23 protein-coding genes are annotated in these 25,566 nt (G+C 64.8%); 10 read left to right on the forward strand and 13 right to left on the reverse strand.

Annotated features, from left to right (window positions below):
• Positions 1–139: 139 nt before the first annotated feature.
• The 8 genes from NLM25_RS21035 to lptF form a co-directional block, all read right to left on the reverse strand.
• Positions 140–376, reverse strand: a complete 237-nt coding sequence (locus NLM25_RS21035) for a hypothetical protein (protein ID WP_254138221.1) — start codon at positions 374–376, stop codon at positions 140–142.
• Positions 377–493: 117 nt separating this feature from the next.
• Positions 494–1,552, reverse strand: coding sequence for an alcohol dehydrogenase (locus NLM25_RS21040; protein ID WP_254138222.1), 1,059 nt, complete (start codon positions 1,550–1,552; stop codon positions 494–496).
• A gap of 25 nt (positions 1,553–1,577) precedes the next feature.
• The gene (rsmA, locus tag NLM25_RS21045) at positions 1,578–2,432 is read right to left on the reverse strand and encodes a 16S rRNA (adenine(1518)-N(6)/adenine(1519)-N(6))-dimethyltransferase RsmA (protein WP_254138223.1); all 855 of its coding nucleotides are present in this window, start codon (positions 2,430–2,432) and stop codon (positions 1,578–1,580) included.
• On the reverse strand, positions 2,432–3,445 hold the full coding sequence (gene pdxA / locus NLM25_RS21050) for a 4-hydroxythreonine-4-phosphate dehydrogenase PdxA (RefSeq protein WP_254138224.1): 1,014 nt from the start codon (positions 3,443–3,445) through the stop codon (positions 2,432–2,434). The genes rsmA and pdxA overlap by 1 nt, the downstream gene beginning before the upstream one ends.
• Complete coding sequence (locus NLM25_RS21055) at positions 3,445–4,380, reverse strand: SurA N-terminal domain-containing protein (RefSeq protein WP_254138225.1); 936 nt, start codon at positions 4,378–4,380, stop codon at positions 3,445–3,447. The genes pdxA and NLM25_RS21055 overlap by 1 nt, the downstream gene beginning before the upstream one ends.
• A gap of 67 nt (positions 4,381–4,447) precedes the next feature.
• Positions 4,448–6,940: an LPS-assembly protein LptD gene (locus tag NLM25_RS21060; protein WP_254138226.1), complete on the reverse strand. Its 2,493-nt coding sequence runs from the start codon at positions 6,938–6,940 to the stop codon at positions 4,448–4,450.
• Positions 6,940–8,037 carry an LPS export ABC transporter permease LptG gene (gene lptG / locus NLM25_RS21065; protein ID WP_254138227.1) on the reverse strand — a complete coding sequence of 366 codons (1,098 nt, stop codon included), beginning with the start codon at positions 8,035–8,037 and terminating at the stop codon, positions 6,940–6,942. Before lptG ends, NLM25_RS21060 begins: the two co-directional genes overlap by 1 nt.
• Positions 8,034–9,203 (reverse strand): LPS export ABC transporter permease LptF, encoded by a 1,170-nt coding sequence (lptF, locus tag NLM25_RS21070; protein WP_254118758.1) that lies wholly within the window; start codon positions 9,201–9,203, stop codon positions 8,034–8,036. The genes lptG and lptF overlap by 4 nt, the downstream gene beginning before the upstream one ends.
• Before the next feature lie 339 nt (positions 9,204–9,542).
• On the opposite strand from lptF, the gene NLM25_RS21075 reads away from it, so the two are divergent.
• The 3 genes from NLM25_RS21075 (at position 9,543) to NLM25_RS21085 (ending at position 12,162) form a co-directional block, all read left to right on the forward strand.
• The gene (locus NLM25_RS21075) at positions 9,543–11,042 is read left to right on the forward strand and encodes a leucyl aminopeptidase (RefSeq protein ID WP_254138228.1); all 1,500 of its coding nucleotides are present in this window, start codon (positions 9,543–9,545) and stop codon (positions 11,040–11,042) included.
• A 3-nt stretch (positions 11,043–11,045) separates the two neighbouring features.
• Positions 11,046–11,498 (forward strand): DNA polymerase III subunit chi, encoded by a 453-nt coding sequence (locus NLM25_RS21080; protein WP_254118760.1) that lies wholly within the window; start codon positions 11,046–11,048, stop codon positions 11,496–11,498.
• Between the two features lie 166 nt (positions 11,499–11,664).
• Positions 11,665–12,162, forward strand: coding sequence for a hypothetical protein (locus NLM25_RS21085; protein ID WP_254138229.1), 498 nt, complete (start codon positions 11,665–11,667; stop codon positions 12,160–12,162).
• Positions 12,163–12,274: 112 nt separating this feature from the next.
• Here NLM25_RS21085 and NLM25_RS21090 read toward each other — a convergent pair whose 3' ends face one another.
• Positions 12,275–12,424 (reverse strand): hypothetical protein, encoded by a 150-nt coding sequence (locus tag NLM25_RS21090; RefSeq protein ID WP_254138230.1) that lies wholly within the window; start codon positions 12,422–12,424, stop codon positions 12,275–12,277.
• A gap of 201 nt (positions 12,425–12,625) precedes the next feature.
• On the opposite strand from NLM25_RS21090, the gene NLM25_RS21095 reads away from it, so the two are divergent.
• The 4 genes from NLM25_RS21095 (at position 12,626) to NLM25_RS21110 (ending at position 19,649) form a co-directional block, all read left to right on the forward strand.
• Complete coding sequence (locus NLM25_RS21095; protein WP_254138231.1) at positions 12,626–15,472, forward strand: calcium-binding protein; 2,847 nt, start codon at positions 12,626–12,628, stop codon at positions 15,470–15,472.
• 30 nt (positions 15,473–15,502) lie between these two features.
• Positions 15,503–17,635: a type I secretion system permease/ATPase gene (locus tag NLM25_RS21100; RefSeq protein WP_254138232.1), complete on the forward strand. Its 2,133-nt coding sequence runs from the start codon at positions 15,503–15,505 to the stop codon at positions 17,633–17,635.
• Positions 17,622–19,073, forward strand: a complete 1,452-nt coding sequence (locus NLM25_RS21105; protein WP_254138233.1) for an HlyD family type I secretion periplasmic adaptor subunit — start codon at positions 17,622–17,624, stop codon at positions 19,071–19,073. The genes NLM25_RS21100 and NLM25_RS21105 overlap by 14 nt, the downstream gene beginning before the upstream one ends.
• Before the next feature lie 396 nt (positions 19,074–19,469).
• Complete coding sequence (locus NLM25_RS21110; protein WP_254118766.1) at positions 19,470–19,649, forward strand: hypothetical protein; 180 nt, start codon at positions 19,470–19,472, stop codon at positions 19,647–19,649.
• Between the two features lie 105 nt (positions 19,650–19,754).
• Here the strand turns inward: NLM25_RS21110 and NLM25_RS21115 are convergent, their stop codons facing one another.
• Positions 19,755–20,267, reverse strand: a complete 513-nt coding sequence (locus NLM25_RS21115; RefSeq protein ID WP_254118767.1) for an adenylate kinase — start codon at positions 20,265–20,267, stop codon at positions 19,755–19,757.
• A gap of 228 nt (positions 20,268–20,495) precedes the next feature.
• On the opposite strand from NLM25_RS21115, the gene NLM25_RS44465 reads away from it, so the two are divergent.
• Complete coding sequence (locus NLM25_RS44465; RefSeq protein WP_375167839.1) at positions 20,496–20,930, forward strand: bleomycin resistance protein; 435 nt, start codon at positions 20,496–20,498, stop codon at positions 20,928–20,930.
• 253 nt (positions 20,931–21,183) lie between these two features.
• The gene (locus tag NLM25_RS21120) at positions 21,184–22,149 is read left to right on the forward strand and encodes a tripartite tricarboxylate transporter substrate-binding protein (RefSeq protein ID WP_254138234.1); all 966 of its coding nucleotides are present in this window, start codon (positions 21,184–21,186) and stop codon (positions 22,147–22,149) included.
• 95 nt (positions 22,150–22,244) lie between these two features.
• Here the strand turns inward: NLM25_RS21120 and NLM25_RS21125 are convergent, their stop codons facing one another.
• The 3 genes from NLM25_RS21125 to NLM25_RS21135 all read right to left on the reverse strand — a co-directional run bounded on the left by NLM25_RS21125 (position 22,245) and on the right by NLM25_RS21135 (position 24,811).
• Positions 22,245–24,107, reverse strand: a complete 1,863-nt coding sequence (locus NLM25_RS21125; RefSeq protein ID WP_254138235.1) for an ABC-F family ATP-binding cassette domain-containing protein — start codon at positions 24,105–24,107, stop codon at positions 22,245–22,247.
• 57 nt (positions 24,108–24,164) lie between these two features.
• Entirely contained in the window at positions 24,165–24,338 is a 174-nt protein-coding gene (locus tag NLM25_RS21130; protein ID WP_254138236.1) for a hypothetical protein, read from the reverse strand.
• A 215-nt stretch (positions 24,339–24,553) separates the two neighbouring features.
• Positions 24,554–24,811 (reverse strand): sulfur globule protein precursor, encoded by a 258-nt coding sequence (locus NLM25_RS21135; protein WP_254138237.1) that lies wholly within the window; start codon positions 24,809–24,811, stop codon positions 24,554–24,556.
• Between the two features lie 313 nt (positions 24,812–25,124).
• Here NLM25_RS21135 and ndk point away from each other — a divergent pair, with 313 nt between their 5' ends.
• On the forward strand, positions 25,125–25,547 hold the full coding sequence (gene ndk, locus NLM25_RS21140) for a nucleoside-diphosphate kinase (protein ID WP_254118772.1): 423 nt from the start codon (positions 25,125–25,127) through the stop codon (positions 25,545–25,547).
• Positions 25,548–25,566: the final 19 nt, after the last annotated feature.

Raw genomic sequence — 25,566 nt, forward strand, 5'->3', positions numbered from 1 at the left:
ACGCTGCGAACTTTGTTCTCGTCCGGAGAACTACGGAATTTCGATAGCCCGGGGTCCTCTGTTCAGGAGTGAACATAAGTCGCGCCGGGATTGCACCAGCATCGGCCGGCGGGGTCCGAGGGGACTGTGCCACAGGCTCTTAGCCGAGACGGATCTGGCGTCCGGCCAGGAGACGGCCTTGGGCCATCTGCCTGCGGTAGGCATCGATCGCCTTGTTGGCGAGCATCAGCTGCCGGCGCTCACCGGTCCTGAGCTGCGCTTCGATGGCATCCAGAATGATGTTCGCCGTCTCGTCCGGAGGACCGAGCTCGCCGCTCTGCTCCAGGAAGCTCCAGGCGATGAAGAATGCGCTTTCGACGGTGCAGCGAATGGACATGCGCTGCCAACGCGGTGTGGTCGCAGCCGTTCCGCGTTGCCGAACGAAGGCGTGGAGGCGGCGTTATTTCAGCGAGGCGAGGCGAGGCGGCGAGACTGCATCCCGCCGCCTCGGGCCTCAGTTCTTCAGCACGATGCGGCCGACGACCTTGCCGGCGCGCAGCTCCTCGATCCATTTCTGGACGTCGCCCATCGGCTCCTCGCGCATCGGCGTCGGCTTGATCTTGCCGGCGCGGGCGAGCGCCATCAGCTCCTGGGCCTCCGTGAGCGTGCCGACCATGAAGCCTTCGACGGTCAGGCGCTTGTAGACCCACTGCACCATCGGCAGCGTGAACTGGCCGCCCATCAGGCCGGAGACCACGACCTTGCCGCCGCGCGCGGCAACCGCCACCGCGAACGCCATCGACTTCTCGTTGCCGGCGAAATCGACGACCTCGTCGAAGCCGCCTTCGGTCTCCTTGAGGATGCGCTTGATCACGTCGGGCTCGGCCGGATCGTAGGCGGTGGCTGCGCCGTTCTTCAGCGCGGTGTCGCGCGCGGCGCCGCTGAGGTCGGCGACCGTGATCGGCTGCTTGAACATCGCCTGCGCGAACGACAGGCCCATCATGCCGACGCCGCCGAGGCCGATCAGCAGCAAATTGCGCTGGCGCGGACGGTCGACCAGGCGCTTGAGCGCGCCATAGGCGGTGACGCCGGAGCACATCAGGGTCGCGGCCTGGTTGACCGGCAGGGGATCGTAGTCGAGCAGGTATTTGGCGTCGGGCACCAGCACGTGGGTGGCGAAGCCGCCGTCGATGGAGACGCCGAGGAAGCGTTGTTTCGCGCAGAGGTTCTCGTCGCCATTGGCGCAGTCGCGGCACTGGCCGCAGCCGATCCACGGAAACACCGCCTTCTTCGCGCCGACGAGGCCGGCGGGAACGTCAGGGCCGACTTCGTCGACCACGCCGGCGATCTCGTGGCCGAGCGTGAAAGGCAGCGTCATGCCGCGCGTGGTGTCGAGCTTCTTGCCGCCGCCGAGATCGGCATAGCCGTCCTGGATGTGCAGATCGGAATGGCAGAGGCCGCAGCGCTCGATGCGCACCAGCACTTCGCGTCCTTGCGGCTTGGGCGTGTCCACGATGGTCTCGCACAAGGGCGCATCGAACTTGACCAGGGACTGCCGACGCATCAACGCCATTTTCTTTCCTCCGGAATTTCCGTTGTTACGCTTCGCTGCGTATATCCGCCAATTCACGGGCCATGGCAACAAAGCCGGAAATCGGAATGGTCTCCGCGCGCCGCGTCGGATCGACGCCCGCGGCGGCCGCGAGCCGCGCAGGATCGACGCCCAGCGATTTCAGGCTCTGGCGCAGCATTTTTCGGCGCTGGCCGAACGCGGCGGCCGCGACCTGCTCGAGCAGTTTTCGCTCGCAGGGCAGAGGCTTTTCGCGCGGTATCAGTCGTACGACGGAGGATGTGACCTTCGGCGGCGGTACGAAGGCCGACGGCGAAATGTCGAACAGGATCTTGGTCTCGCAGCGCCAGTTGGCGAGCACGCCGAGGCGGCCATAGGCCTCCTCGTCCTCACGCGCGACGATGCGCTCGCCGACCTCGCGCTGAAACATCAGGACCATCATGTCGTACCAGGGCGGCCAGGGTTCGGTCGTGAGCCAGTTGATCAAGAGCTGGGTCGCGATGTTGTAGGGCAGGTTCGCGACGATCTTGGCCTTGTTGCCGTCGAGTAGCGGGCGCGGGTCGAATGTCATGGCATCGCCGTGCACGATCTCGAGCCGGCCGGGGTAGCGCGCGGAAATGTCCTCCAGCGCGGGGATCGCGCGCTCGTCATGCTCGATCGCGATGACGCGCCTGGCGCCGAGCGCGAGCAGCGCGCGCGTCAGTCCGCCCGGACCGGGCCCGATCTCGACGATGGTGGAGTCTTCCAGCGGCGCCGCCGCACGCGCGATGCGCGCGGTGAGATTGAGGTCGAGCAGAAAATTCTGGCCGAGCGATTTGCGCGCCGACAGCGCGTGCTGGCGAATGACCTCGCGAAGCGGCGGGAGGTCGTCGATCGCGCTCATCAGCTTTTCGCAGCCGCCATGCGGCTCGCAAGCCTCAAGGCCGCGATCAGGCTTGCCGGATTGGCCTTGCCGCTGCCGGCGATGTCGAAGGCGGTGCCGTGGTCGGGCGAGGTGCGGATGAAGGGTAGGCCGAGCGTGACGTTGACGGCGTCGTCGAAGGCGACCGTCTTGATCGGGATCAGGGCCTGGTCGTGGTACATGCAGACCGCGCAGTCATAGGTGCTTCGCGCGGCTTCGTGGAACATGGTGTCGGCGGGCAGCGGGCCCCTGGCGTCGATGCCGTCGCTGCGCAATGCCTTGAGCGCCGGCGCGATCACGGTCTGCTCCTCGTGGCCGAGCGAGCCGTCCTCGCCGGCATGCGGATTGAGGCCGGAGATCGCGATGCGCGGCCTTTCGATGCCGAAGCGGGATTTCAGCTCGGTCGCGACGATGCGCGTGGTCGAGACAATCAACTCGCTCGTGAGCTGGGCCAGCGCATCGCGCAGGGAGACGTGGATCGTCACCGGCACCACGGCGAGCCGCGGCGACCACAGCATCATCACCGGCTGCGGCACGCGGCCGTCCTCTGCGGCCAGCTCGGCGAGAAATTCGGTATGGCCGGGATGGCGGAAGCCCGAGCGGTAAAGCACGCTCTTGGCGATCGGGTTGGTGACGACGGCGCTGGCGCGGCCTTCACGGACATCGCTGACCGCCTGCCGGATCGAGGCGAGGGCGGCCGGTGCGCTCGAGGTGTCGGGCTTGCCGGGCTCGGCGGTCGCGCGTTCGCCGGTTGCGACGACGGGCAGGGCCTCGGGGAAGGCGGCTCCGGCCTCACCGGCGCTCACGGCGGCGATCTTGATATCCGCACCGAGCGCCTTGGCGCGGCGCGCAATCGCCGCCTCGTCGCCGAGCAGATAGAAGGCGGGCAGGTTCAGCTCGCGGCGCTTGAGCCAGGCTGCGATCGTGATGTCGGGGCCGATGCCGGCAGGCTCTCCCAGGGTCAGGGCGAGGGGCTTTGCGGTGGGCTTGGCCATCAGCGGTTGCGATATTCGATCATCGCCGCCTTGCGGAGATCGTCGAGATAGGCCTTCTGGGTCTTCTCGTATTTCTCCGAATACATCTTCTCGCGGACCTCGCGCTTCTTCGGCGTGTCGATCATGGTCGGCTTGCGCGAGCACAGCACCACCATCTCGATGCCCGACTTGGTCACCTCGGGGGCGGTCAAATGGCCGATCGGGGTGTCGTCGAGCACTTTGCGCAGCGCCTCGGGCAGCTCCGCGGTGGTCTTGGTGACGCTGTCGCGGATGGTGGCGTTCGGCGTCGAGCGAAACAGCGAGTTGGCTTCCTCGCAGCTTCCGACGCGCGAGCGATATTGCTCGGCCTCCTTGTGCCGCGTCTCGATGAAGGCCGGCGAGGAGCCGCGCGGCACGATCAGGACGATCGGCTGCATCTTGTATTCGGTGCCCTCGATCTGAAGCTTGTCGCCGGTCTGGGCCTGCACGGCCTGCGCGACGTCGCGCTCGCCGACCATCAGCTTCTCCTTGAAGCGGCCGCGCACGAGGCTGGTCCAGACCATCTCGGCCTTCATGCGGCCCTTCAGGGTCTCGGGGCGGACGCCTTTGACCTCTAGCGATTTGGTGAGCTGTTCGGGCGAGAGGCGCATGCGCTGCGCCATGCCCTCGTAGGACTGGTTGATGTCGGAGATGCCGGGATCGACGCCGTACTTCTTGCCTTCCTTGAGCTTCACCTTGTCGTCGATCAGCTCGTTGATGACCTCCTGCCGGCTCGGGGTCTTCTGCGTCGTCAACTGGTCGAGCTTGGAACGCTGCTCGATATCGAAATCGGTGATCGGATCGCCGTTGACCATGACGACGATGTTCTGCGCGCGCGACGGCGCCGGCAGGCCGGTCAGGATCAGCCCGGCGCCGAGGGCGAGGAGGAGGCGGAAGACAGGCAGTGGGGTCGTCATGATTCTCGCTCGCATGTCAGCCGAGATGAACCCTGCGATTGGGAACGCGGTCGTCACTTCGGATGGTTTATTGCATGCCGGTCAGGCCGGACGCGCTGGACCCGGTCGAGGTCGCCAGCGTGCGCAGGCCGATCTGGAACATGAACGCGTGGCTCAGCACGGGCGGTGTCGTGCCCGCGGAGTAGCTATACGAAGTTACATAGTTCGCCGCCAGCACGAAGCAATCGTCGACATAGCCGGCGCCGAGCACATACTGGTTGATCTTGTTGGCCTCGAGGTCCCAGCGCGCCGAGCCCGTCACCACCCAGTTGGCCGCGACCTTCAGTGAGCCCGTGGTCAGGATGCCCTCGCGGCGAGTCAGATAGCCGAGTTCCGGCTGCGCCGCGTAATTGCCGTACATCACGCCGACCGACCAGCGATTGAAGTTGGCGCGGCCTTCCGCCTCGAAGCGCTGCACGTTCCAGGTTTGCTCGTCCATGCGGGAGCGGACGCTGAACGTGTAGGTGCTGTTGGGCGAGTAGGCGGCGCTCGCCACGTAATCCGAGCGCGGCTTGTCGAGGCCGGAGTCGAGGCCGGTATTGATGGAGTCCTGGACCGCGTAGGAGTTCAGGCCGAACAGCTGGTAGGACTGCCCGAACAGCACCTTGACGGCGCCGCCCCGGTCGAACTGCGTGGTCGACTGCACGCCGACATTGGCGCGGCCGCCACCCTCGACGCGGTCGTAGCCGGAGAACTTGTCGACGCTGAACAGGTTCGAGGTGTCGAACACCATGCTCTGGGCGTCCTCGTTCGGGAACTTGCCGGCATAGGTCTCGTTCGGCCGGATGATGATCTGCGCGATCGGCTCGATGGTTGTCGAGCCCCAGGGCTGAACGTTGATGAACGGGTAGCGGTATTCGAGGCCGACGGTCGGCATCAGACGGAACGCCTGGGTGTCGCCGACGGGAAGGAAGTTCGACACGCCCGGCTGGTTGGAGATCGAGGCGTTGATCGCATCGGCGCGAACGCTGGCGAACGGGGTCCAGATCTGGCCGAACGGATCAGTGAAAGACTTACGCCACTGCGCTTCGGCCGTCAGGCGGGTGTAGTTGCCCGGGAAGCCGCGCAGCAGGCACTGCGACGGCGTCCGCGCGAGCGGATCGGCCGACGCAGTCGTGCACAGGCTGTTGGTGTTGGCGAGCGTCGTGATCGGATCGAACACGGCGGTATCACGCGACATGTTCACGAAATTGGTCCTGTAGCTGAACTCGCCGCCGAACACCGGATAGTTGAGCACGTTCGAATAGTCGATCACGGGATAGACGATCGGCACCTGGCTCTGGTTGCCCGAATAGCTCAGCCAGTACATCGTGCGCGCGTCGAAGAAGCTGCGATTGCCGACGCCGGTCAGATAAAGCTGCGACAATGCGTCGGTCGGCAGATACAGGAACGAGCCGAGCGGATCGCGGTATTGCGACAAGCGGTAGTCCGAGAAGAAGTAGTAGTCGGACATGACCACGCCGTCCCAGCCCCAGACCCACTTGTCGTTCAGCGCGAACTGACCCTTGGTGTCGACGGCGCCGCGGAACTGGCGGTCGCCGGGCTGCCCGGCGAGCGCGCCGGGGTCGAGCTGGTCGATGCCGTAGACCCGGATCTGGTAGGCGCCGTCCATCAGGCGCTGGCGGTACTCGGCCTGGAACAGCACGCCCTGCCTGGAGGTGATGCGCGGGCTGAAGGTCATGTCCATATCGGGCGCGATCGCCCAGTAGAACGGAACTTCGACGCCGTAGCCGAACGGCGTGTTCGACGTGAAGCCCGGCATCAGGAAGCCGGTCTTGCGCTTCACGGTCGGATCGGGCGTCGAGAAATAGGGCATGTAGGCGAGCGGCACGCCGAAGAATTCGAGCTGTGCCGTCTCGAAATACAGCATCTTCTCCTGCTGGTCGTGGATGATGCGCGCACCCTTGACCTGCCATAGCGGCGGCTTCTTCGGATCGTCCTTACACGGCGCGCAGGCCGTGTAGACGCCGTTCTCGAACACCGTGTAGTTGCCGCTGGAGCGGTCGGCGCGGCTCGCGGCCATGCGGGTCTGGTCGGCGGTGTCCACGCGCAGCGAATCGACGAAACCATCGCGGTAGTCGTCGGAGAGATCCAGGATCTCGGCATAGGTGATCTTGCCGTCGGCATCCGTCATGCGGATGTTGCCTTCGGCATGCAGCCGCTTGGTCTTCTGGTCGTAGATGACCTTGTCGGCCTCGACGCTGGTGCCGTTGTAGAACAGCTGGACGTTACCGACCGCGGAGACGCGGGAGTTGTTGTAGTCGTAGTCGACCTCGGTCGCCTGAACCAGCATCTGGTTGTCGTTGGCGACCTTCGGCGGCTTCGGACGCGGCGGCAGCGGATTGTAGGTGAAGCCCTGGGCCGATGCAGGGGCCACGGCGGCAACGTCGATCAGCGCGCCGAGCGATGTCACGGCGGCGACAGCCAGGAGAAGCCTGCGAATGGACAAGCCGACCCCGTTCGCGCGCACCAATGTGCGCCGCGTCAAACGAGACACGGGTCCGCGATGGACGGCAGTCACTAACCGTCCTCCTGGTACAACAAGGCCAAAAAGCCGGTGAGGCCGCCCACCACCACGGGCAACCACGCCGCAGCGATCGGATGCATCAACTCAGCCTTGCTCAAGTCTTCAGTCACTTTCGACAAAACGTAGAGCAGAAAGCCTGCGCCCACGCCACTCAAAACCATCTTCTGCACGCCGCCCATCCGGAAGAAGCGCAACGACACGGAAGCCGCCAGCATCACCATGGCGGCCAGCAAAAACGGCTGTGCCAAGAGCTTGTGATACTGGAGTCGATAGCCCGCTGTCGCGAAGCCCGAGCTCTCCGAGGAGCGGATGTAGCTCGGTAGTTGCCAAAAGGACACAGTCTCGGGTGTGGAAAAACTGTTGCGGACCTGCGCCTCGGTCAGCGTCGTCGGAATCTCCAACCTGGCCTGGTCGATCGGCGGCGAATCCAGCGAGAAGCGGCGGACGGTCTTGAACAGCCAGTGGCCGGCCTCCAGCGTCGCCTCGCGCGCCTCGATGCGCTCCTTGAAATGCCAATCCGTATCAAATCGGAACAGGGTCAGGCCGGTCAGCCGGACGCCCTGCTGCTCGCTGCGCGCTGCGTTGATGATGACCTGGCCGTCATTGGTGACCTGGTTGAGCCAGAAGCCGGAGGCGTCCTGGATGCCGCCGCCGGGCGCCGAGCCGAACAGCTCGGCTTCCATGCGCTTGGACAGCTCGCGCAGGTTGGCCGACATCGGATTGTAGGCGACGGTTGCGATTACCCCGATCAGGAGCGCGCTGCCGAGGGCCGGCGAGATGAACTGCCATGCGGAGATGCCGGCGGCGCGCGCGACCACGAGCTCGAGCCGGCGGGAGAGCGCGAGATAGCAGGTCATGGCGCCGATCAGCATGCAGAACGGCGTCAGCTTCTCCAGCAGCTGCGGCACCCGGAACAACGAGGTCTCGGCCACCATGATCGCGGAGGCGGAGGCAAGGCCGGAGGTCTTGCGCACCATCTCGATGTAATCGACCAGCACCAGCAGCAGGAAGATGCTGGCGAACACGCCGAGCGCCGCGACGACGAAGCGCCCAGCGAAGTAGCGCCCGAGTGTGTTGGTGAGCATGCTCATGCGGTGGCCGGCCGTCCGAACAGCCGCGCGATGCGCGCGTTCGACCTGTTGATGGCCTCCATGAGGCGGGGCGGCGGCTCGACCACGATCCCGCCGATGATCATCCACAGCCCGACGCCGATGGCGCCCAGGACCATCGCGTATTGGAACAGCACCGGGCCAGGCGACTTCACCGCCATCACCGAGCAGGCAAATCCCGCCATGCGCAGGCCGAACACGGCGAGCACCGAGCCGCCGATCGAGAAGTTGCGGCTCTGGCGGGTGGTGCGCGGCGCGCCCAGAAAGGCGAAGGTCAGCACGGCAAAGGCGAACGGATAGATCGGCGCCAGCAGGCTGTCGTGCAAGGCCGAGCGGAACTGCCCGGGAATCTGCTTGTAGACCGGATCGTCCTCGGACGGCGCGAACAACTCCCAGAGATAGCGCTCGCGGATGCCGAGAGTGACGTCGTGGCCCTGGCCCGAGAACTTCGACATGTCGAAGCCGTAGCGGCCGAACGCCACCAGCGCGGGATCGCGCTTGCCGGCCTCGAAGCGCTGGAGATTGCCGTCCTTCAGCACCAGGAACGAGCCGTTGTCGTTCTTCACGACCTCGCCATGCTCGGCGACGATCGAGACGCGCTCGTTTGGATCGCGGCGATCGTCGATGAAGATGCCGGCGAGGATGCCGCCGGGCTGGCGTTCGCGGATCCGGATCGTGAGGTTCTTGTCGAGCTGGGCGAAGCGGCCGGGCTGCAGGATGTTGGTGAGCACGTCCGCGGTGATCTCGGCGTCCCACTGCTTGATCCGCCGCATGCCGTCGGGGGCGAGATAGGCAGCGATGAAGGCGACCAGCAGCGCCACGACACAGGTGGCGTAGAAGAACGGATAGAACAGCCGGAACGGCGAGAAGCCGGCGGCATTCATCACGATGATCTCGGAATCGGTCGCGAGCTTGTTCAGCGTGTGCGAGATCGCGATCATCAGCGCGATAGGCGAGATGATCAGGACCAGCGCCGGCACGACGAGGCTGGTGATGCCGAGGAAGGTCAGGATGGTCTGACCCTGACTCGTCATCAGGTCGATGCCGCGCAACGCCTGCGTAATCCAGATCACGCCCGTGAGGCTGACCAGGACGAGCGCAAACGACGCCAGCGTCGTGCGGAAAATATACCTATCGATCGACCCCATGCGCTACCGCACGAATCCCCACCAAGCCCCAAATGTCGGCTGAAATTCTGTCTGTCCAACCAATCCCCGACAAGGGATCCCCAAGGTTGGCCAACAGCTCGTCCGCCGACTTACTGTCTCACTAGCATCCCTTTGATCCGTCAACAAAATGGCTGCCCCGTGGCACCCTCACAATATGGTTAATATTTCCCTTGTTGTGACATGGCGGCCACGGGGGTGCTTGGCATCCGCCGGGCGGGTGGCCCATAGTGGCGAAAGTCCAGTGAATCGCCGTTCAGCGCCGGCTCGTGACCGGAACCGCCGAGCGGCGAAAAGCCCGATGTTTTGAAGGAGTTACCCATGTCCGATGCCATCAAGGTCGGCTTCGTCCCGCTGTCTGCCGCCGCCCGTGGCATCCTGGTCGTGTTCTGCGACGACACTTTGAAGCTCGGGCCGGCGACGGCCAAGGCGCTGGGCGGCGCTACCGAGCTGGTGAAGCGGGCGGCCGTTGCGGCCGGCTTCAAGGGTAAAAGTGGCGCGGCGCTGGACATCCTGGCGCCGGAGGGGGTGAAGGCCACCCGTCTGGTCGTGATCGGCGCCGGCAAGGCGGCAAGCCTGAAGGCCAACGACTTCCTCAAATTCGGCGGCGTGGTGGCGAGCAAGCTCTCGGCCGGGGCCGCCGCCATGACCATCGTGGCGGAACTCCCCAATGGGGCGATGACGAGCGAGCAGGCGGTCGCGATCGCCTCGGGCCTTCGCTTACGCGCCTACAAGTTCGACCGCTACAAGACGAAAAAGAAGGAGGGCGAGGAGGGCGGCCTGCGCGCCGATGTCGCGGTTGCCGTGGGCGACGCCGCCGCGGCGAAGAAGGCGTTCGTCTCGGCCGGCCATGTCGTCGACGGCGTGATCATCGCGCGCGACCTCGTCAACGAGCCGCCGAACGTCCTCTTTCCCGAGGAATTCGCGCGTCGCGCCAGTCAGCTCCGCAAGCTCGGCGTCAAGGTCGAAGTGCTCGACGTCAAGGCGATGGACAAGCTCGGCATGGGCGCGCTGCTCGGCGTCGGCCAGGGCTCGTCGCGGCCGAGCCGCACCGTGATCATGCGCTGGGAGGGCGGCAAAAAGGGCGAGGCACCGGTCGCCTTCGTCGGCAAGGGCGTCTGCTTCGACACCGGCGGCATTTCGATCAAGCCGGCCGGCAGCATGGAGGACATGAAGGGCGACATGGGGGGAGCTGCCTGCGTCGTCGGCCTGATGCATGCGCTGGCGGCGCGCAAGGCCAAGGCCAACGTGGTCGGTGCCATCGGCCTCGTCGAGAACATGCCCGACGGCAATGCGCAGCGGCCGGGCGACATCGTCACCTCGATGTCGGGCCAGACCATCGAGATCATCAACACCGACGCCGAGGGCCGCCTCGTGCTGGCCGACGTGCTCTGGTACGTCGCCAAGAAGGCCAAGCCGAAATTCATGGTGGATCTGGCGACGCTGACCGGCGCGATCATGGTCGCGCTCGGCACCGAGCATGCCGGCATGTTCTCCAACAATGACGAGCTTGCCGAGCGGCTGCTGGCAGCCGGCATCGAGAGCGGGGAGAAGGTCTGGCGCATGCCGCTCGGCCCCGAATACGACAAGCTGATCGATTCCCAGTTCGCCGACATGAAGAACACCGGCGGTCGCCATGGCGGCTCGATCACTGCGGCGCAGTTCCTCCAGCGCTTCGTCGACGGCACGCCCTGGGCGCATCTCGACATCGCCGGCACCGCGATGGGCGCGCCGAAGACCGACATCAACCAGAGCTGGGGAAGCGGCTACGGCGTCCGCTTGCTCGACCGTCTGGTGGCCGACCATTACGAGCGCAAATAACCGATGACCGAAGTGCTGTTCTACCATCTGCAAAACATGACGGTGGAGAACGTGTTGCCGCCGCTTCTCGAGAAATCGCTCGAGCGCGGCTGGCGCGTCGTGGTGCAGTCGACCTCGGAGGAGCGCGCCGATGCGCTCGACGCTCATTTATGGACCTATCGCGACGATTCCTTCCTGCCGCACGCGACATGGCGCGTGAACGATGCCGCCGAGCAGCCGATCGTGCTGGCGATCGAGGAGGGCAATCCGAACGGAGCCAATGTCCGCTTCCTGGTCGACAACGCCGCGCTGCCGCAGGACGCGCAGGGCTATGAACGCATGGTGCTGCTGTTCAACGGCGACGACCCGGACGCGCTGGCGTTTGCCCGCAGCGCCTGGACGGATTGCAAGGCGCGGGGATTTGATGTCACCTATTGGCAGGCCGACGAACGGGGCCGTTGGCAGCGCCGGAATTAGCGGTCGTTTGCAATTAATGATAATTTGCACTTTTCGGGCGATGCTGGCTTTTGTCACCTTCGTGCCGCAAAGTGATGTTGGGACAATCGCTTAGGGCCGGTCCTTCACGCGGGGAATTTAGTTTATCGTGCGACATCAAAAGCTTCCCAGCTCGCTCATAGTTGCGTTGGCTGCCGTAGCACCGCTGGTCGCGGGCTGCTCGGGCGGGACCGATCTGCTGGCGTCCGCCAAGGACGCCCAATGGTTCAACACGCCGAGCCGCCTGTTCATCAAGAGCATCTCGATCGAATCGCCGCCGCTGACTCCCAACAAGCCCGTGACGGCCGAGGATCTGGTCAGCGCCGACGGCGCCTGTCCCGGCATGGTGCCGCCACCTGGACCTGCGGATGCCAATGCCTCGACGACGGCCCCGGCCCCGATGGGCGGAACCGTCGCGCTCGGCCATACCGAATGCGACGTGGTCCGTGGCGTCGGTGCGCCCTCGACCGTCAATCTCTCCAGCGATGCCGCCGGCCGGCGCGTCGCCGTGGTGACCTGGACCAGCGGTCCGCGTGCCGGCATCTACACCTTCACCTCCGGCCGCCTGTCCTCGATCGAGGGCACGCCGGAAGCGCCTGTCATGCCGAAGGCGACCAAGCCGAAGCCGAAGAAGAAATCGGCGTAAGCCGGTGCTCTTGTCCCGGACGCGGCGCGGCATGTCCCGGCGTTGCGAAGCATCGTCCGGAATGACGCGACGCTGAACCGGGACCGAGCCTCTCTCGCTCATAGGCCCCGGTTCAACAGCGCATCATGATCGTGCTGCGCTGGATCCGGGGCACGCGAGCAACGATCCAATCTGCCACGTCATCAAACTGCGCGCGCGCTTCGCGGCACTGCTTCTCCTTCTCCGCGCGCGTCAGTGCGTCGGCTGCATTCGCCTGCACCATAAAAGTCACGCGGCCGTGACACGCGATCAGGCGACTCGCGATGTCACAGTCATTGCGTCTGCGATCGAAAATCCACCCAAGGAAAACTGGAGGAAATCTCCAGAATAATCACGCGCGTCTCAAGCAGCGCTTCAAGAATGTCATGTTGGCGGCTGCTACGCATCGAGGCGAGGGGCGAGATCGACCGCAAGGATCATTAGGATGTCTATTACTTCTGTTTTTTCCCCGGTTACGGGCCAGCTCTCCATTTTCGGCGATAGCGCCAATAACGGCGTCGTGATCAGCCGCAATAACTCAGGCCGCATCCTGATCAATAACGGCTCCGTGAAGCCGATCGGTGGCGATCCCACAATTGCCAACACCAATGAGATCGACGTTTTTGGTCAAGGCGGCGATGACACGATCACTGTCAACGAATGCCACGGGCCGATGCCTGCCGTGCACATCTTCGGCGGCGACGGCAATGACAGGATCACGGGCGGCTCGGGTGCCGATCTGCTGTTCGGTCAGGCGGGCGACGATACGATCAAAGGCGGCGGCGGCAACGATCTGCTGTTCGGCGGCGCGGGTAACGATACGCTGGACGGCGGCAGCGGCGACAACCAGTTGTTCGGCGAGGCCGGCAACGACCTCATGATCTGGAATCCCGGCGGCGGCACCAATCTCTTCGAGGGCGGCGACGGCAACGATACGGCTGAGGCTAACGGCAGCAATGACGCCGAGACGTTCACGATCACGGCGAACGGCACGCGCGTCCGGCTCGACGGCACGGGCGCTGCGCCAGTTTCACTCGACATCGGCACGACGGAGAACCTCGTGCTGCACGCCGGCGGCGGCGACGATGTCATCACCGCAAGCAACGGGCTCGGCAGCCTGATCTCGTTGACGCTCGATGGCGGCGCCGGCAACGACCGGATCACCGGCGGCGACGGGAACGACCTCATCATCGGCGGCAGCGGCGACGACATCGTCAATGGCGGACGCGGCAACGACACCGCCCAGCTCGGATCTGGCGATGACACCTTCATCTGGAATCCCGGCGACGGCAGCGACATCGTCGAAGGCGGATCGGGCACCGACAAGCTGCTGTTCAACGGGGCCAACGTCAACGAGACCATCGATATCTCGGCCAATGGCGGCCGGGTGCGCTTCACCCGCGATGTCGCCAACATCACGATGGACCTCAACAGCGTCGAGCAGATCGAATTCGATGCGCGCGGCGGCGCCGACAACATCACCATCGGCGATCTCACCGGCACCGGCGTCAAGCAGGTGCTGGTCGATCTCGGAGCCGTTCCCGGCGGAACGCAAGGCGACGGTGCGGCCGATACGATCACCGCCAACGGCACCAACGGCAATCAGCACATCCTGGTCACGGCCGAGGGCACCACGGTCACGGTGACCGGCTTGCCGGAGGTGGTGACCATCGCAAACGCAGAGGCTGCCAACGACCGGCTGGTGATCCAGGCGCTCGGCGGCAACGATGTCATCGACGCATCCGCGCTTGCCGCGGTGATCGGGCTGACGATCGACGGCGGCGCGGGCAACGACACCATCACCGGTAGTCAGGGCGCCGACACCCTGATCGGCGGTGACGGCAACGACAAGGTCAACGGCGGCCGCGGCAATGATGTCGCTCTTCTCGGTGCGGGTGACGATCTCTTCACATGGAATCCCGGTGACGGCAGCGACACCGTCGAAGGCGGTACGGGAACGGATACGCTGGTGTTCAACGGCTCCAACGTGGCCGAGAACATGTCGATCTCGGCGAACGGAGGCCGTGCGCTTCTGACCCGCGACGTCGGCGCCATCACCATGGATCTCAACGGCGTCGAGCGCGTGCAGATCGCTGCCGCCGGCGGCGCCGACAACATCACCGTCAACGACCTCTCCGGGACCGGCGTCACCCAGGTCGCCATCGACCTCAGCGCCGGCCCCGGCAGCCAGAGCGGCGACGGCGCGGCGGACCGCGTGACGGTGAACGGGACTGCCGGTGACGACAACATCTCGGTTGTGACCTCCGGCGGATCGATCGTGGTCAACGGCCTTGCGGCCCAGGTGACGATCGCGCATGCGGACGCGGGCGACGTGCTCGGTGTCAACGGTGGCGGCGGCAACGACGTCATCAATGCCTCCGCGATCAAGGCAGGGCAGCCGTTCAGCCTCAACATCAACGGCGGCGACGGCAACGACACCATCACCGGCAGCGCCGGCAATGACACCGTCATCGGCGGACGCGGCAACGACGTCGCCAATCTCGGTGGCGGTGACGACACCTTCATCTGGAACCCCGGCGACGGCAGCGACACCGTCGAAGGCGGCAACGGCACCGACACGCTGGCGTTCAACGGCGCCAACATCAGCGAGAACATCAACATCTCGGCCAATGGCGGCAGGGTGCTGTTCACCCGCGACGTCGCCGCCATCGCGATGGACCTGAACGGGGTCGAGCACATCGACTTCAATGCTCTCGGCGGTGCCGACAACATCACCGTCAACGACCTCTCCGGGACCGGCGTGAACCAGGTCAATCTCGACCTCGGCGCCAATGACGGGGCCGCCGACACCGTGACCATCAATGCGACCGGCGGCAACGACGTCATCACGGTGACCGAACACGACGGCATCATCACGGTGTCGGGGCTTGGCCAGGACATCAACATCACCGATGCCGGTGCGGGCGACAGGATCGTCATCAACGGTCTCGATGGCGATGATGTCATCACGGCTTCCGGCCTGCATGGCGGAATCCAGCTTGTCGCCAACGGCGGCAACGGCGACGACATCCTGATCGGCAGCCCCGGCAACGACACGCTGGCGGGCGGCGCCGGTGACGATGTGCTGATCGGCGGCGGCGGCCTCGACATCCTCGATGGCGGCACCGGCAACAACGTCGTCATCCAGGGCGGGGCGTTTGCGGCGGCGATGCTGCTCAACCAGGCCATGGCGGCGAACCTCGTCCCGGCAGGCGACGGCCACGGCGAGATGCCGCTGCCCGATCCGCACGCCGCGCAGAGCCAGACGCTCGCACCGCCGCAGCACGCCTGAGGCCCGCTGCTTCCGGCCTGGAGAACGCGCATGACGACGAACGTGGTCGGGACCGACACGGGGCTCGACGCGCTGCTGACGCTTCTGCATTTGCAGGGCGTTGCGGCCGATCGTGACCAGCTCAGGCACCGGGCCGGAGCGGCAATCTTCGGCGCAGCGGACATCGTCCGCTGCGCCAGGTCTCTCGGACTGAAGGCGCGAACCTATCGGACGACATGGAGCCGGCTTGCGGCCAGCCCGTTGCCTGCGATCGCGATGCTGCGTGACGGCGGCTTCATGGTGATCGCCAAGGCGACCACCGACAAGGTGCTGGTGCAATCGCCGGAGGCGCGGCGCCCGGTGCTGATGGATCGCGACGAGCTGTGCGCGATCTGGGACGGCGGATTGATCATGATGGCCCGGCGCGCCGGGCTATCGGACCTGGGGCGGCACTTCGATATCACCTGGTTCATCGGTGCGATCGGCAAATACCGGCGGCTGCTCGGTGAGGTGCTGGCGGCCTCGTTCTTCCTTCAGCTCTTCGCGCTGGTCTCGCCGCTGTTCTTCCAGGTCGTGATCGACAAGGTGCTGGTCCACCGCTCGCTGTCGACGCTCGACGTCCTCATCATCGGTCTCGTCGTCGTCTCGCTGTTCGACACCGTGCTCGGGATCCTGCGCAGCTACCTGTTTGCGCACACGACCAACCGCATCGACGTGGAGCTGGGGGCGCGCCTGTTCAATCATCTGCTGGCGCTGCCGATGGCCTGGTTTCAGGCGAGGCGCGTCGGCGAATCCGTGGCGCGGGTCCGCGAGCTCGAGAACATCCGAAATTTCATCACCTCTTCGTCGCTGACGCTTCTCATCGACCTGTTCTTCACTTCGGTGTTCCTGGCGGTGATGTTCGCCTATTCGCCGCTGATGAGCTGCATCGTGCTTGGCTCGTTCCCGTTCTACATCGCGATCTCGGCGGTGGCGACGCCGCTGTTTCGTCGCAGGCTGGACGAGAAATTCCGCCGCGGTGCCGAGAACCAGGCCTTCCTGGTCGAGAGCGTCAGCGGCATCGAGACGCTGAAGGCGATGGCGGTCGAGCCGCAGATGCAGCGCCGCTGGGAGGAGCAGCTCGCCGGCTATGTCTCCGCAAGCTTCGGCGTGACCAGCCTCGGCAACACCGCAAGCCAGCTCGTGCAATTCGTCAGCAAGATCGTGACCGCCGCCATCCTCTATGTCGGCGCGCGGCTGGTGATCGGGGACGCTTTGACCGTCGGCGAGCTCGTGGCCTTCAACATCTTTGCGGGCCGCGTTTCGGCGCCGGTGCTGCGGCTGGCCCAGGTCTGGCAGGATTTTCATCAGGCGCGGCTGTCGATCGCGCGGCTCGGCGATATTCTCAACAGCGCCGCGGAGCCGGCTTACTCCGCGGCACGAGCGGGGCTGCCGCCGCTCCGGGGCAATATCCGGTTCGAGCACGTCGCGTTCCGCTACAGGCTCGACGGGCCGGAAATCCTGCACGACGTCTCGTTCGATATTCCGGCGGGGCAGACCGTCGGCATCGTGGGATCGTCGGGCTCGGGCAAGAGCACGTTCGCAAAACTGGTGCAGCGGCTCTACGTGCCCCAGGGCGGCCGCGTGCTGATCGACGGCATGGACCTGGTGATGACCGACCCGGCATGGCTGCGCCGGCAGATCGGCGTGGTGCTCCAGGACAACATGCTGTTCAACCGCTCGGTTCGCGACAACATCGCGCTCGCCGATCCGGCCCTGCCGATGGACCGCATCGTGGACGCCGCAAAACTTGCGGGCGCGCATGATTTCATCCTGGAACTCCCCGAGGGCTACGACACGGTGGTCGGCGAGCGCGGCTCGACGCTGTCGGGCGGACAGCGCCAGCGCATCGCGATCGCCCGCGCACTGGTGACCAATCCCCGCATCCTGATCTTCGACGAGGCGACCAGCGCGCTCGATTATGAGAGCGAGCGGATCATCCACGACAACATGAAGGAGATCGCCAGGGGCCGCACCGTCCTGATCATCGCGCATCGTCTGTCCACCGTCCGCGGCGCCGATCGCATCTTCACGCTGGAGCGGGGCCGTCTGGTCGAGGACGGCACGCATGATGCGCTGATCAAGACCGGCGGCCGCTACGCGGCCCTGCATCGTCTCCAGGGAGGGATCTATGAGGTCGGCTAGCGCCGCGCCGGCTCCTCGGCCGGAGCAGACCGTCGTTCCCTTTCGCACAGTGAAGGGACGACGCACTGAAGAGATCGCCTTTCTGCCCGCGGCGCTGGAGATCACCGAGACACCACCGTCGCCGACCGGCCGCGCCACCGGCGCGGCGCTGATGCTGCTGGCTTGCGCGGCGCTCGCATGGTCCGCCCTGGGCACGATCGACATCGTGGCGTCCGCAACCGGGAAGGTCGTGTCGAGCGGGCGAAGCAAGGTGGTCCAGCCGTTCGAGACCGGCGTGGTGCGCGCCATCCACGTGCAGGACGGGCAGTCGGTCAGATCGGGCGATTTGCTGATCGAGCTCGACCCGACCGTGAACGCCGCGGAGCGCGATCGCCTGCACGACGATCTCATGGCCGAACGGCTCAATATCGCGCGTCTGCGTGCTGCGCTGGCGAGCGGCGAAGATGCCAGTGCCGATCTCGTGCCGCCAGGGGACGCCGATCCCTTGCTGGTCGTGACGCAGCGGCAGCTTCTCGCCAATCAGGTCAGCGAGCATCGCGCCAAGGTCGCGGCGCTTGCGCGCCAGGAGGCGCAGAAGGATGCCGAGCATCAGACCATCGCGGCGACGATCCACAAGCTCGACGCGTTGCTGCCGGTCACCCAGCAGCGCGTCGATATCCGGAAGACGCTGATGGAGAAGGAAATCGGCTCGAAGCTGACCTATTACGAAACCCTTCAGCTCCAGATCGAGCAGCAGGAGGAGCTCCGCGTTCAGCGCAGCCGCCTGAAGGAGGCCGAGGCGGCCGTCGCCGCGATCCGGGAGACCCGCACCCAGGCCGGGGCGGAGTATCGCAAGAGCCTGTCCGACGAGCTGGCCAAGAGCGAGCAGAAGGCCAACGGGATTGCGCGGGATCTGATCAAGGCGCAGCAGCGGACGAAGCTCCAGCAACTGACGTCACCGGTCGACGGCGTCGTGCAGCAGCTTGCGGTCCATACCGTCGGCGGCGTGGTCACGCCGGCGCAATCGCTGCTCGTGATCGTGCCGAGCGATACGCGGCTCGAGATCGAGGCGATGATCTCCAACCGCGACATCGGCTTCGTCGAGGCCGGGCAGGGTGTCGCCATCAAGATCGACACGTTCAATTTCACCCGCTACGGCCTTCTGGAAGGCCGGGTGCTGAGCGTCTCGCAGGACGCCATCATCCGCGATCGTCCGCCGGAGCGCGGCGACCGTGCGCTCGCGACCCAACGCGACAGCAGCGAGCCCAACGGGCAGGAGCTGAGCTACGGCGCACGCATCTCGCTGGACAGCACCCAGATGCAGGTGGACGACCGGCTCGTCAGCCTGTCGCCGGGCATGGCGGTAACGGTGGAGATCAGGACGGGCTCGCGCACCATCTTGAGCTATCTGCTCTCGCCGCTGCAGAGCTACCGGCATGAGATCATGCGGGAGCGGTAGATCCCACTTCAGGCGACCGGTCAATCTTTAGCTTAGCGAGCGCGCCTCTCGCTTGAGGTACGAGGCCAGTAATTCTTTCGAGATAACTCTCGTCCATCGGCCAACCAATGACGGTCGCAACTCGTTACCACGGTCTACTTGTTCGATGCGATCTTCATTCTGGCGCTAGCATATCCTTTGCTAATACTCTTTGCCCGGAAGAGCGATCGGCGAGGCAGCTAGGGCCGCTTCGGGTCACAAGCCGAAATCGCGATCGGCAACGCTCTTGGTCCACTTTGGCGCTGAAAGCGGACCTTCGGACCAACTCGACGACCGTCGGCTAGGGGCCAACAACTGACATTGAAGCTGACAAAAGTTCCAACGATGCTATCATTGGACAGCGATCAGGAGTTGCCCATGCCGACGTGGCTGATCTTCCAGCTTTTCGCGATGGCCTGTATGCCTGCTGCTTATGACATGGCGCGCGACCGCGGCCGATCTACAAAGGCCTGGCTTTCAACCGCCTTGATCTTTGGGCCGTTTGCGCTTCTGGCGCTGCTTATTCTAGGCCGTGTTCGAACGCCAGTACCCCACTGAGGTGGCCTTTCGAAAGGTACCCGCTGGCGGACTTTGCTTGCCCCGGTCGGCATGTCTCACTCAGACTTAGCGGACGGCAAGCGCGAGCGCGGCAACCTAGCTCTCTCAGGGGCGATCTACCTGCAGCGAATAGGCATCGATTTCTTCGAGACTACAAAGCCGAGTTAGCTTTTTTGCTTCCTCGGCCCTGCCACAGAGTTCGCGAATGGCTGGTAGCCAGTGCTGATCGACCTCCCACATCGTCCTGAATAGCGCCATCGTGGGTGGCTTCTCATCCATTCCGGCGGGACGCATATCTTCATGGTACCAGCGGGCTTGACGTTCGGCTGCCAGTGCGAAGTGAACCCAAAGAGGCAAGTCGATCAGCACAATCTCTGTCGCCCTAGATACCCGTGTCGGTATCGATCCTTGGCTACCCAGTCCCTCGATGACCCACTTATCACCGGCGATAGCCGCTGCATGCCTAGTCTCATAAACATCTGAGGGAGCGAGCTTCCATCCTTCCTCCCAAAGGAGCTTGTCAACCTCGATGCGAGGCAGTCCTCGCGCGGTCGAGATTTTGTTGGCCAAGGTGGACTTGCCGCCGGCCGCATTTCCAATGATGACTATGCGGATCAATGTTAGCCCCTAAAGACTGATGCGCCCTCGTCGCAGGTCGATCCTATGACTTCTCGGAAAGCCCGCAATGGGTCAAAAGCTGACCGTCGGCGGGCAGCGCGGCAGGGTCAGCTATGGGCCAAAAGCGATCGTCAAGGCGTCCGGTGAATGATATCTGATTTTCCCGCAAGAGTAGCGTCGTGCCTAAGTGCACTGCATCGACTACGAATGCGGGAGGATTGGCGAGCCATGGAACGACCAACAGATAGATTACCAACTGGGGGCTTTGCCCGGCTCGTCCCTGAGCTAGACGTTTTTGACTTGGGACAGAGCAAGAATTTTTGGTGCGAGATACTCGGCTTCCAGATCGCGTATCAGCGACCAGAGAATCGCTTCGTGTACATCGAGCTACAAGGATCCCAGGTCATGCTGAAGCAACAAAATGGCAACTGGGAAACTGGGGCTCTGCAACGACCACTGGGACGCGGGATCAACTTTCAGATATTCGTCGACTCCGTGGCACCTCTTCTCGATGCACTAAAGCATGCGAAATGGCCTCTCTTCAGAGAGTGTCATGACGCGTGGTATCGGATCGCAGGAGAGGAGCGCGGCAACAGGCAATTCTTGGTCCAAGACCCTGACGGCTACCTCCTGCGTTTCGCAGAGGATTTGGGCAAGAGATAACCTCCCCGAACGGTGCTTTCGCAATGCGGTCGCGTCGAGCGGCCCCCGTCCGCTTTGAGTCCTGTCCGCTATTGGTCACTTGCCGACGTTGGTCCGAGCGCCGCTGAACGTCAGTTATGGGCCAGAACCGGAAGCCGCATGGGCCTGTGGCGCCATCACGAGCGTGGTTGCGACACTTTTGCTGACGTCGCTTTCCCGATGGCTGTGCGGCCGGAGATGCGCTTTTATGGCGCGATAAGAATCCGGAGGGAACATGCGTCTCATCACGATCGTATCGGCTCTGCTTCTGCCGCTTGGCGCGGCGGTCGCCCAGGACTATCCGTCGCGACCCATCACCGTGCTGGTGCCGTACGCCGCCGGCGGACCGACGGATACCATCGCCCGCCTGACCGCAGCGGGCATGGCGAAATCCCTGGGACAGCAGATCATCGTCGAGAACGCGACCGGCGCCGGCGGCACGATCGGCACGACCCGCGCTGCGCGCGCCCAGCCGGACGGGTACACGCTGCTGGTCCATCACGTCGGCATTTCGACTGCGGCTACGCTGTATCGCAATTTGAGCTATGACACGAAGACCGCCTTTGCGCCGATCGGGCTCGTGACCAATGCGCCGATGACCATCATCGCGCGTCCGGATTTTCCGGCCGACACGCTGAAGGAACTGGTCGCCTACGCCCAACAGCAGGGCGACAAGCTGACTTACGCCAATGCCGGGCTCGGCGCGGCATCGCATCTCTGCGGCATGCTGTTCATGACGGCGATCCAGAAGCAGCTCACCACGGTCCCCTACAAGGGCAACGGTCCGATCATGAACGATCTGCTTGGCAAGCAGATCGATCTCACCTGCGATCAGGCGACGAACACCACGGGTCCGATCACGGCCAAGCAGGTCAAGGCCTATGCGATCACCACCAAGGAGCGGCTGAAGAGCCTGCCTGATCTGCCGACCGCCGACGAGGCGGGCCTCAAGGGTTTCGAACTTGGCGTCTGGCACGGCATCTACGCGCCCAAGGGCACGCCGCCTGCCGTCGTTCAGAAGCTGACGGCGGCGCTCCAGGCCGCGCTCAGGGATCCCGCTTTGATCGCCCGGTTCAACGATATCAACACCGAGCCTGTCCCGCAGGACAAGGCGACGCCGGAGGCGCTCGGTGCGATGCTGACGAGCGAGGTCGATCGCTGGGCGCCGATCATCAAGGCGGCGGGGCAGTATGCGGACTGAGCCGGTCGGTCGGTAAAGAGCAAGCAGTTCAGCGACTTACTATCGGGTAATTTATTACCCGTACTGTGCATGGGGTTGTTTTCAAGGTTTTGAATCTAGCCCGCCGCCTCGTCGAACTGCGTGCTCGCCTCGAGCCACTGCTCCTCCGCGCGCGCCAGCGCATCTGCTGCATTGGCGCGCGCCTTTGACAGTTGCGCGGCCTGCTTGGGATCGCGGGTGAAGATGTCGGGCAGGGCGAGGGCCGTGTCGATCTTGGCGATGATGTCGCTGACGCGGGCGATCTCGGTTTCGGCTTCCGCGATCCGCTTCTTCAGCGAGCCGCGATTGTCTGACTTCGGGCGCGGCGGTTTTTCACTGGCGCCGTTGCGCTCGCGCGGGGCGGGTTCGGCGTTGCGCGTCGACAGCACCAGGCGGCGGTACTCGTCGAGGTCGCCGTCGTAATTGGTGACGGTGCGGTCGGCGACGATCCAGAGCCGGTCGGCGCACGCTTCGATCAGATAGCGATCGTGCGAGACCATGATGACGGCGCCGGGGAATTCGTTGATGGCTTCGGCCAGCGCGGCGCGGCTGTCGATGTCGAGATGGTTGGTCGGCTCGTCCAGGATGATCATGTTGGGGCCGAAGAAGGTCGCAAGGCCCAAGAGGAGGCGTGCCTTCTCGCCGCCCGACAGTTTGCCGGCCTTGGTGTCGGCCGCCTTGCCGGAGAAGCCGATCGCGCCGGCGCGGGCCCGCACTTTGGCTTCGGGTGCATCGCCCATCAGCTTGCGGACGTGGTCGTAGGCGGAGGCGTCCTCGTTGAGCTCGTCGAGCTGATGCTGCGCGAAATAGGCGATCGACAGCTTGTCAGCGCGCGTCACCCTGCCGGAGAACGGCGCGAGCCGGCCGGCGAGCAGCTTGACCAGCGTCGACTTGCCGTTGCCGTTGGCACCGAGCAGCGCGATGCGGTCGTCATTGTCGATGCGCAAGGTGACGCGGCCGAGCACGGGCGCCGCCGGATCGTAGCCGACCGCGGCGTTGTCGACGGCGATGATCGGCGGCGACAGGATCTTCTCCGGCGCGGGAAAGCTGATCTCGCGCACGTCCTCGGTAACCAGCGCCGTGATCGGCTTGAGCCGCTCCAGCATCTTGACGCGAGACTGAGCCTGCCGGGCCTTGGAGGCCTTGGCCTTGAAGCGGTCGACGAAGGCTTGCAGCCGCGCGCGTTCGGCTTCCTGGCGCTTGACCTGCTTGGCGTCGAGCAGCTCGCGCGCGGCACGCTGCTCCTCGAAGGAGGAGTAGGTGCCCTTGTAGAGCGTGAGCTTGCCGCGCTCCAGATGCAGGATCTGGTCGACCGAGCTTTCCAGGAGATCGCGGTCATGGCTGATCACGATCACCGTGCGCGGATAATGGGCAAGGTGATCCTCGAGCCACAGCGTGCCTTCGAGGTCGAGATAGTTGGTGGGCTCGTCGAGCAGCAGCAGGTCAGGGGCAGCGAATAGCGTCGCGGCGAGCGCGACGCGCATGCGCCAGCCGCCGGAAAATTCGGCGCAAGGGCGAAGCTGGTCGGCGGCGGAGAAGCCAAGGCCGGAGAGGATTGCGGCGGCACGGCTCGGCGCCGAATGCGCGTCGATGTCGACGAGCCGGGTCTGGATCTCGGCGATGCGGTGCGGATCGGTCGCGCTCTCGGCCTCGGCGAGCAGCGCGTCACGTTCGAGATCGGCCTTGAGCACGACCGAGATCAGGCTTTCGGGCCCGTTCGGGGCTTCCTGTGCGAGGCTGCCGACGCGCCAGCGTGGCGGCAGGGTGACCGTGCCATGCTCGGCCGCCAGCTCGCCGCGGATCACCTTGAACAGGGTCGACTTGCCGGTGCCGTTGCGCCCGACCATGCCGACGCGCGATCCGGGCGTGATCTGCACGGAACTCTGGTCAATCAGAAGGCGTCCGGCGAGGCGGATGGAGAGGTCGGTGATGGACAGCATGCGGCCTTGTCACCGCAAGGCGCGTCGAACGCAACCCGTTTTTCCGTGAGCCTCAAGTCAGTGCGAATCGCGATCGCGCTTCTTCAACTCGTCGAGGAGCTGTTCGAGGTGCGTCGGCAGCCGGGGTTCGGGGCGCAGGCTCTGCTGAAGCCGTTCGCCCACGGCATCGCAAATCGAACGACTGGTGCGCCGGTCGATCTGGTCGCTGTCAGTGGCAAAAAAGCCGGCCATCGCGGGGTTCCGTGTTCTCAAAGTAACGACACGGTACCAAGTCCTTGGCCTCCCAAATGGTTTCGCCACTCGCGGAGATTGCCCGGCCTTCTAGTAAAAATTGTATGAAGCCGTCGTATCGGCTGAAATACAAAGCCCCGGCGCAGGGGAGCGCCGGGGCTTCGCTTGGAAGGTACCTGGGGGGCCTAGGTACCCATGGAAAGGTGCTGTCGGGCTCAGTAGCAGCGGTTGATCATCCGCCAGCGGGGTCCCCAGGGGGTCGGGACCAGCCGGCGCACATAGCAGCCGCCATAACCGTAGGAGACGACGGGACCGCGGGCGTAAAAACGCGGGCCACCCCAGCCGTGATGGCCCCAGCCGCCACCGCCGCCATGCCAGCCGCCGCCATGCCAGTGGGCGGAGGCCGAGGTCGGTGCCAGCGCGGCACCCAGCGCAACCGCGGCGACAGCGGCAAGCGAAAGTTTCCTCAACATGGTGATCTCCTAAAGACTGCCGGCGCGGGGCTATCGCGTCGATGGAAAGGCCGCCGAAACGGTCCGCCTGATGGTCGGGCTTTCGGTTTCGATAGGCCCGACCTTATGCCGGCGAAGCTGAACCGAACCCTCACGGGGGTTTCAGATTGGGTTCATCTGGATGAAATTGTTGTCATCCATGCTGGAATCCCGGGGGCGGCCCCTGCGGCGAAGCGCCTGTGAGGCCGCTTTTGCGGTCGCTTGCCGTCCGGCGATGGCGCCGATATAAGCCCCGCAACTCCGAACCACTGCTTTTCTTCCCAAGGACAAGATTATGGCCCTCGAACGCACTTTCTCGATCATCAAGCCCGATGCGACCGCCCGTAACCTGACCGGTGCGGTTAACGCCGTGATCGAGAAGGCGGGCCTGCGTATCGTCGCGCAGAAGCGCATCCGGATGACCAGGGAACAGGCCGAGACCTTCTATGCCGTCCACAAGGCGCGCCCGTTCTTCGGCGAGCTGGTCGAGTTCATGACCTCGGGCCCCGTGGTGGTCCAGGTGCTGGAAGCCGAGGGCGCCATCGCCAAGTACCGCGACGCGATGGGCGCGACCGATCCGTCCAAGGCCGCCGACGGCACCATCCGCAAGCTCTACGCAAAGTCGATCGGCGAGAATTCCGCTCACGGCTCGGACGCGCCGGAGACCGCCGCGATCGAAATCGCGCAGTTCTTCTCGGGCAACGAGATCGTCGGCTGATCCATCAGCCGCTAAGTTA

This window comes from Bradyrhizobium sp. CCGB01 (assembly GCF_024199795.1).
GTDB lineage: Bacteria > Pseudomonadota > Alphaproteobacteria > Rhizobiales > Xanthobacteraceae > Bradyrhizobium.

Bases quoted from the DNA above. Each gene is read 5' to 3' on its own strand.
- NLM25_RS21035 (WP_254138221.1), bottom strand. From the start codon at position 376: ATGTCCATTCGCTGCACCGTCGAAAGCGCATTCTTCATCGCCTGGAGC.
- NLM25_RS21040 (WP_254138222.1), bottom strand. From the start codon at position 1,552: ATGGCGTTGATGCGTCGGCAGTCCCTGGTCAAGTTCGATGCGCCCTTG.
- rsmA (WP_254138223.1), bottom strand. From the start codon at position 2,432: ATGAGCGCGATCGACGACCTCCCGCCGCTTCGCGAGGTCATTCGCCAG.
- pdxA (WP_254138224.1), bottom strand. From the start codon at position 3,445: ATGGCCAAGCCCACCGCAAAGCCCCTCGCCCTGACCCTGGGAGAGCCT.
- NLM25_RS21055 (WP_254138225.1), bottom strand. From the start codon at position 4,380: ATGACGACCCCACTGCCTGTCTTCCGCCTCCTCCTCGCCCTCGGCGCC.
- lptG (WP_254138227.1), bottom strand. From the start codon at position 8,037: ATGAGCATGCTCACCAACACACTCGGGCGCTACTTCGCTGGGCGCTTC.
- lptF (WP_254118758.1), bottom strand. From the start codon at position 9,203: ATGGGGTCGATCGATAGGTATATTTTCCGCACGACGCTGGCGTCGTTT.
- NLM25_RS21075 (WP_254138228.1), top strand. From the start codon at position 9,543: ATGTCCGATGCCATCAAGGTCGGCTTCGTCCCGCTGTCTGCCGCCGCC.
- NLM25_RS21080 (WP_254118760.1), top strand. From the start codon at position 11,046: ATGACCGAAGTGCTGTTCTACCATCTGCAAAACATGACGGTGGAGAAC.
- NLM25_RS21090 (WP_254138230.1), bottom strand. From the start codon at position 12,424: ATGGTGCAGGCGAATGCAGCCGACGCACTGACGCGCGCGGAGAAGGAG.
- NLM25_RS21095 (WP_254138231.1), top strand. From the start codon at position 12,626: ATGTCTATTACTTCTGTTTTTTCCCCGGTTACGGGCCAGCTCTCCATT.
- NLM25_RS21100 (WP_254138232.1), top strand. From the start codon at position 15,503: ATGACGACGAACGTGGTCGGGACCGACACGGGGCTCGACGCGCTGCTG.
- NLM25_RS21105 (WP_254138233.1), top strand. From the start codon at position 17,622: ATGAGGTCGGCTAGCGCCGCGCCGGCTCCTCGGCCGGAGCAGACCGTC.
- NLM25_RS21110 (WP_254118766.1), top strand. From the start codon at position 19,470: ATGCCGACGTGGCTGATCTTCCAGCTTTTCGCGATGGCCTGTATGCCT.
- NLM25_RS44465 (WP_375167839.1), top strand. From the start codon at position 20,496: ATGGAACGACCAACAGATAGATTACCAACTGGGGGCTTTGCCCGGCTC.
- NLM25_RS21120 (WP_254138234.1), top strand. From the start codon at position 21,184: ATGCGTCTCATCACGATCGTATCGGCTCTGCTTCTGCCGCTTGGCGCG.
- NLM25_RS21125 (WP_254138235.1), bottom strand. From the start codon at position 24,107: ATGCTGTCCATCACCGACCTCTCCATCCGCCTCGCCGGACGCCTTCTG.
- NLM25_RS21130 (WP_254138236.1), bottom strand. From the start codon at position 24,338: ATGGCCGGCTTTTTTGCCACTGACAGCGACCAGATCGACCGGCGCACC.
- NLM25_RS21135 (WP_254138237.1), bottom strand. From the start codon at position 24,811: ATGTTGAGGAAACTTTCGCTTGCCGCTGTCGCCGCGGTTGCGCTGGGT.
- ndk (WP_254118772.1), top strand. From the start codon at position 25,125: ATGGCCCTCGAACGCACTTTCTCGATCATCAAGCCCGATGCGACCGCC.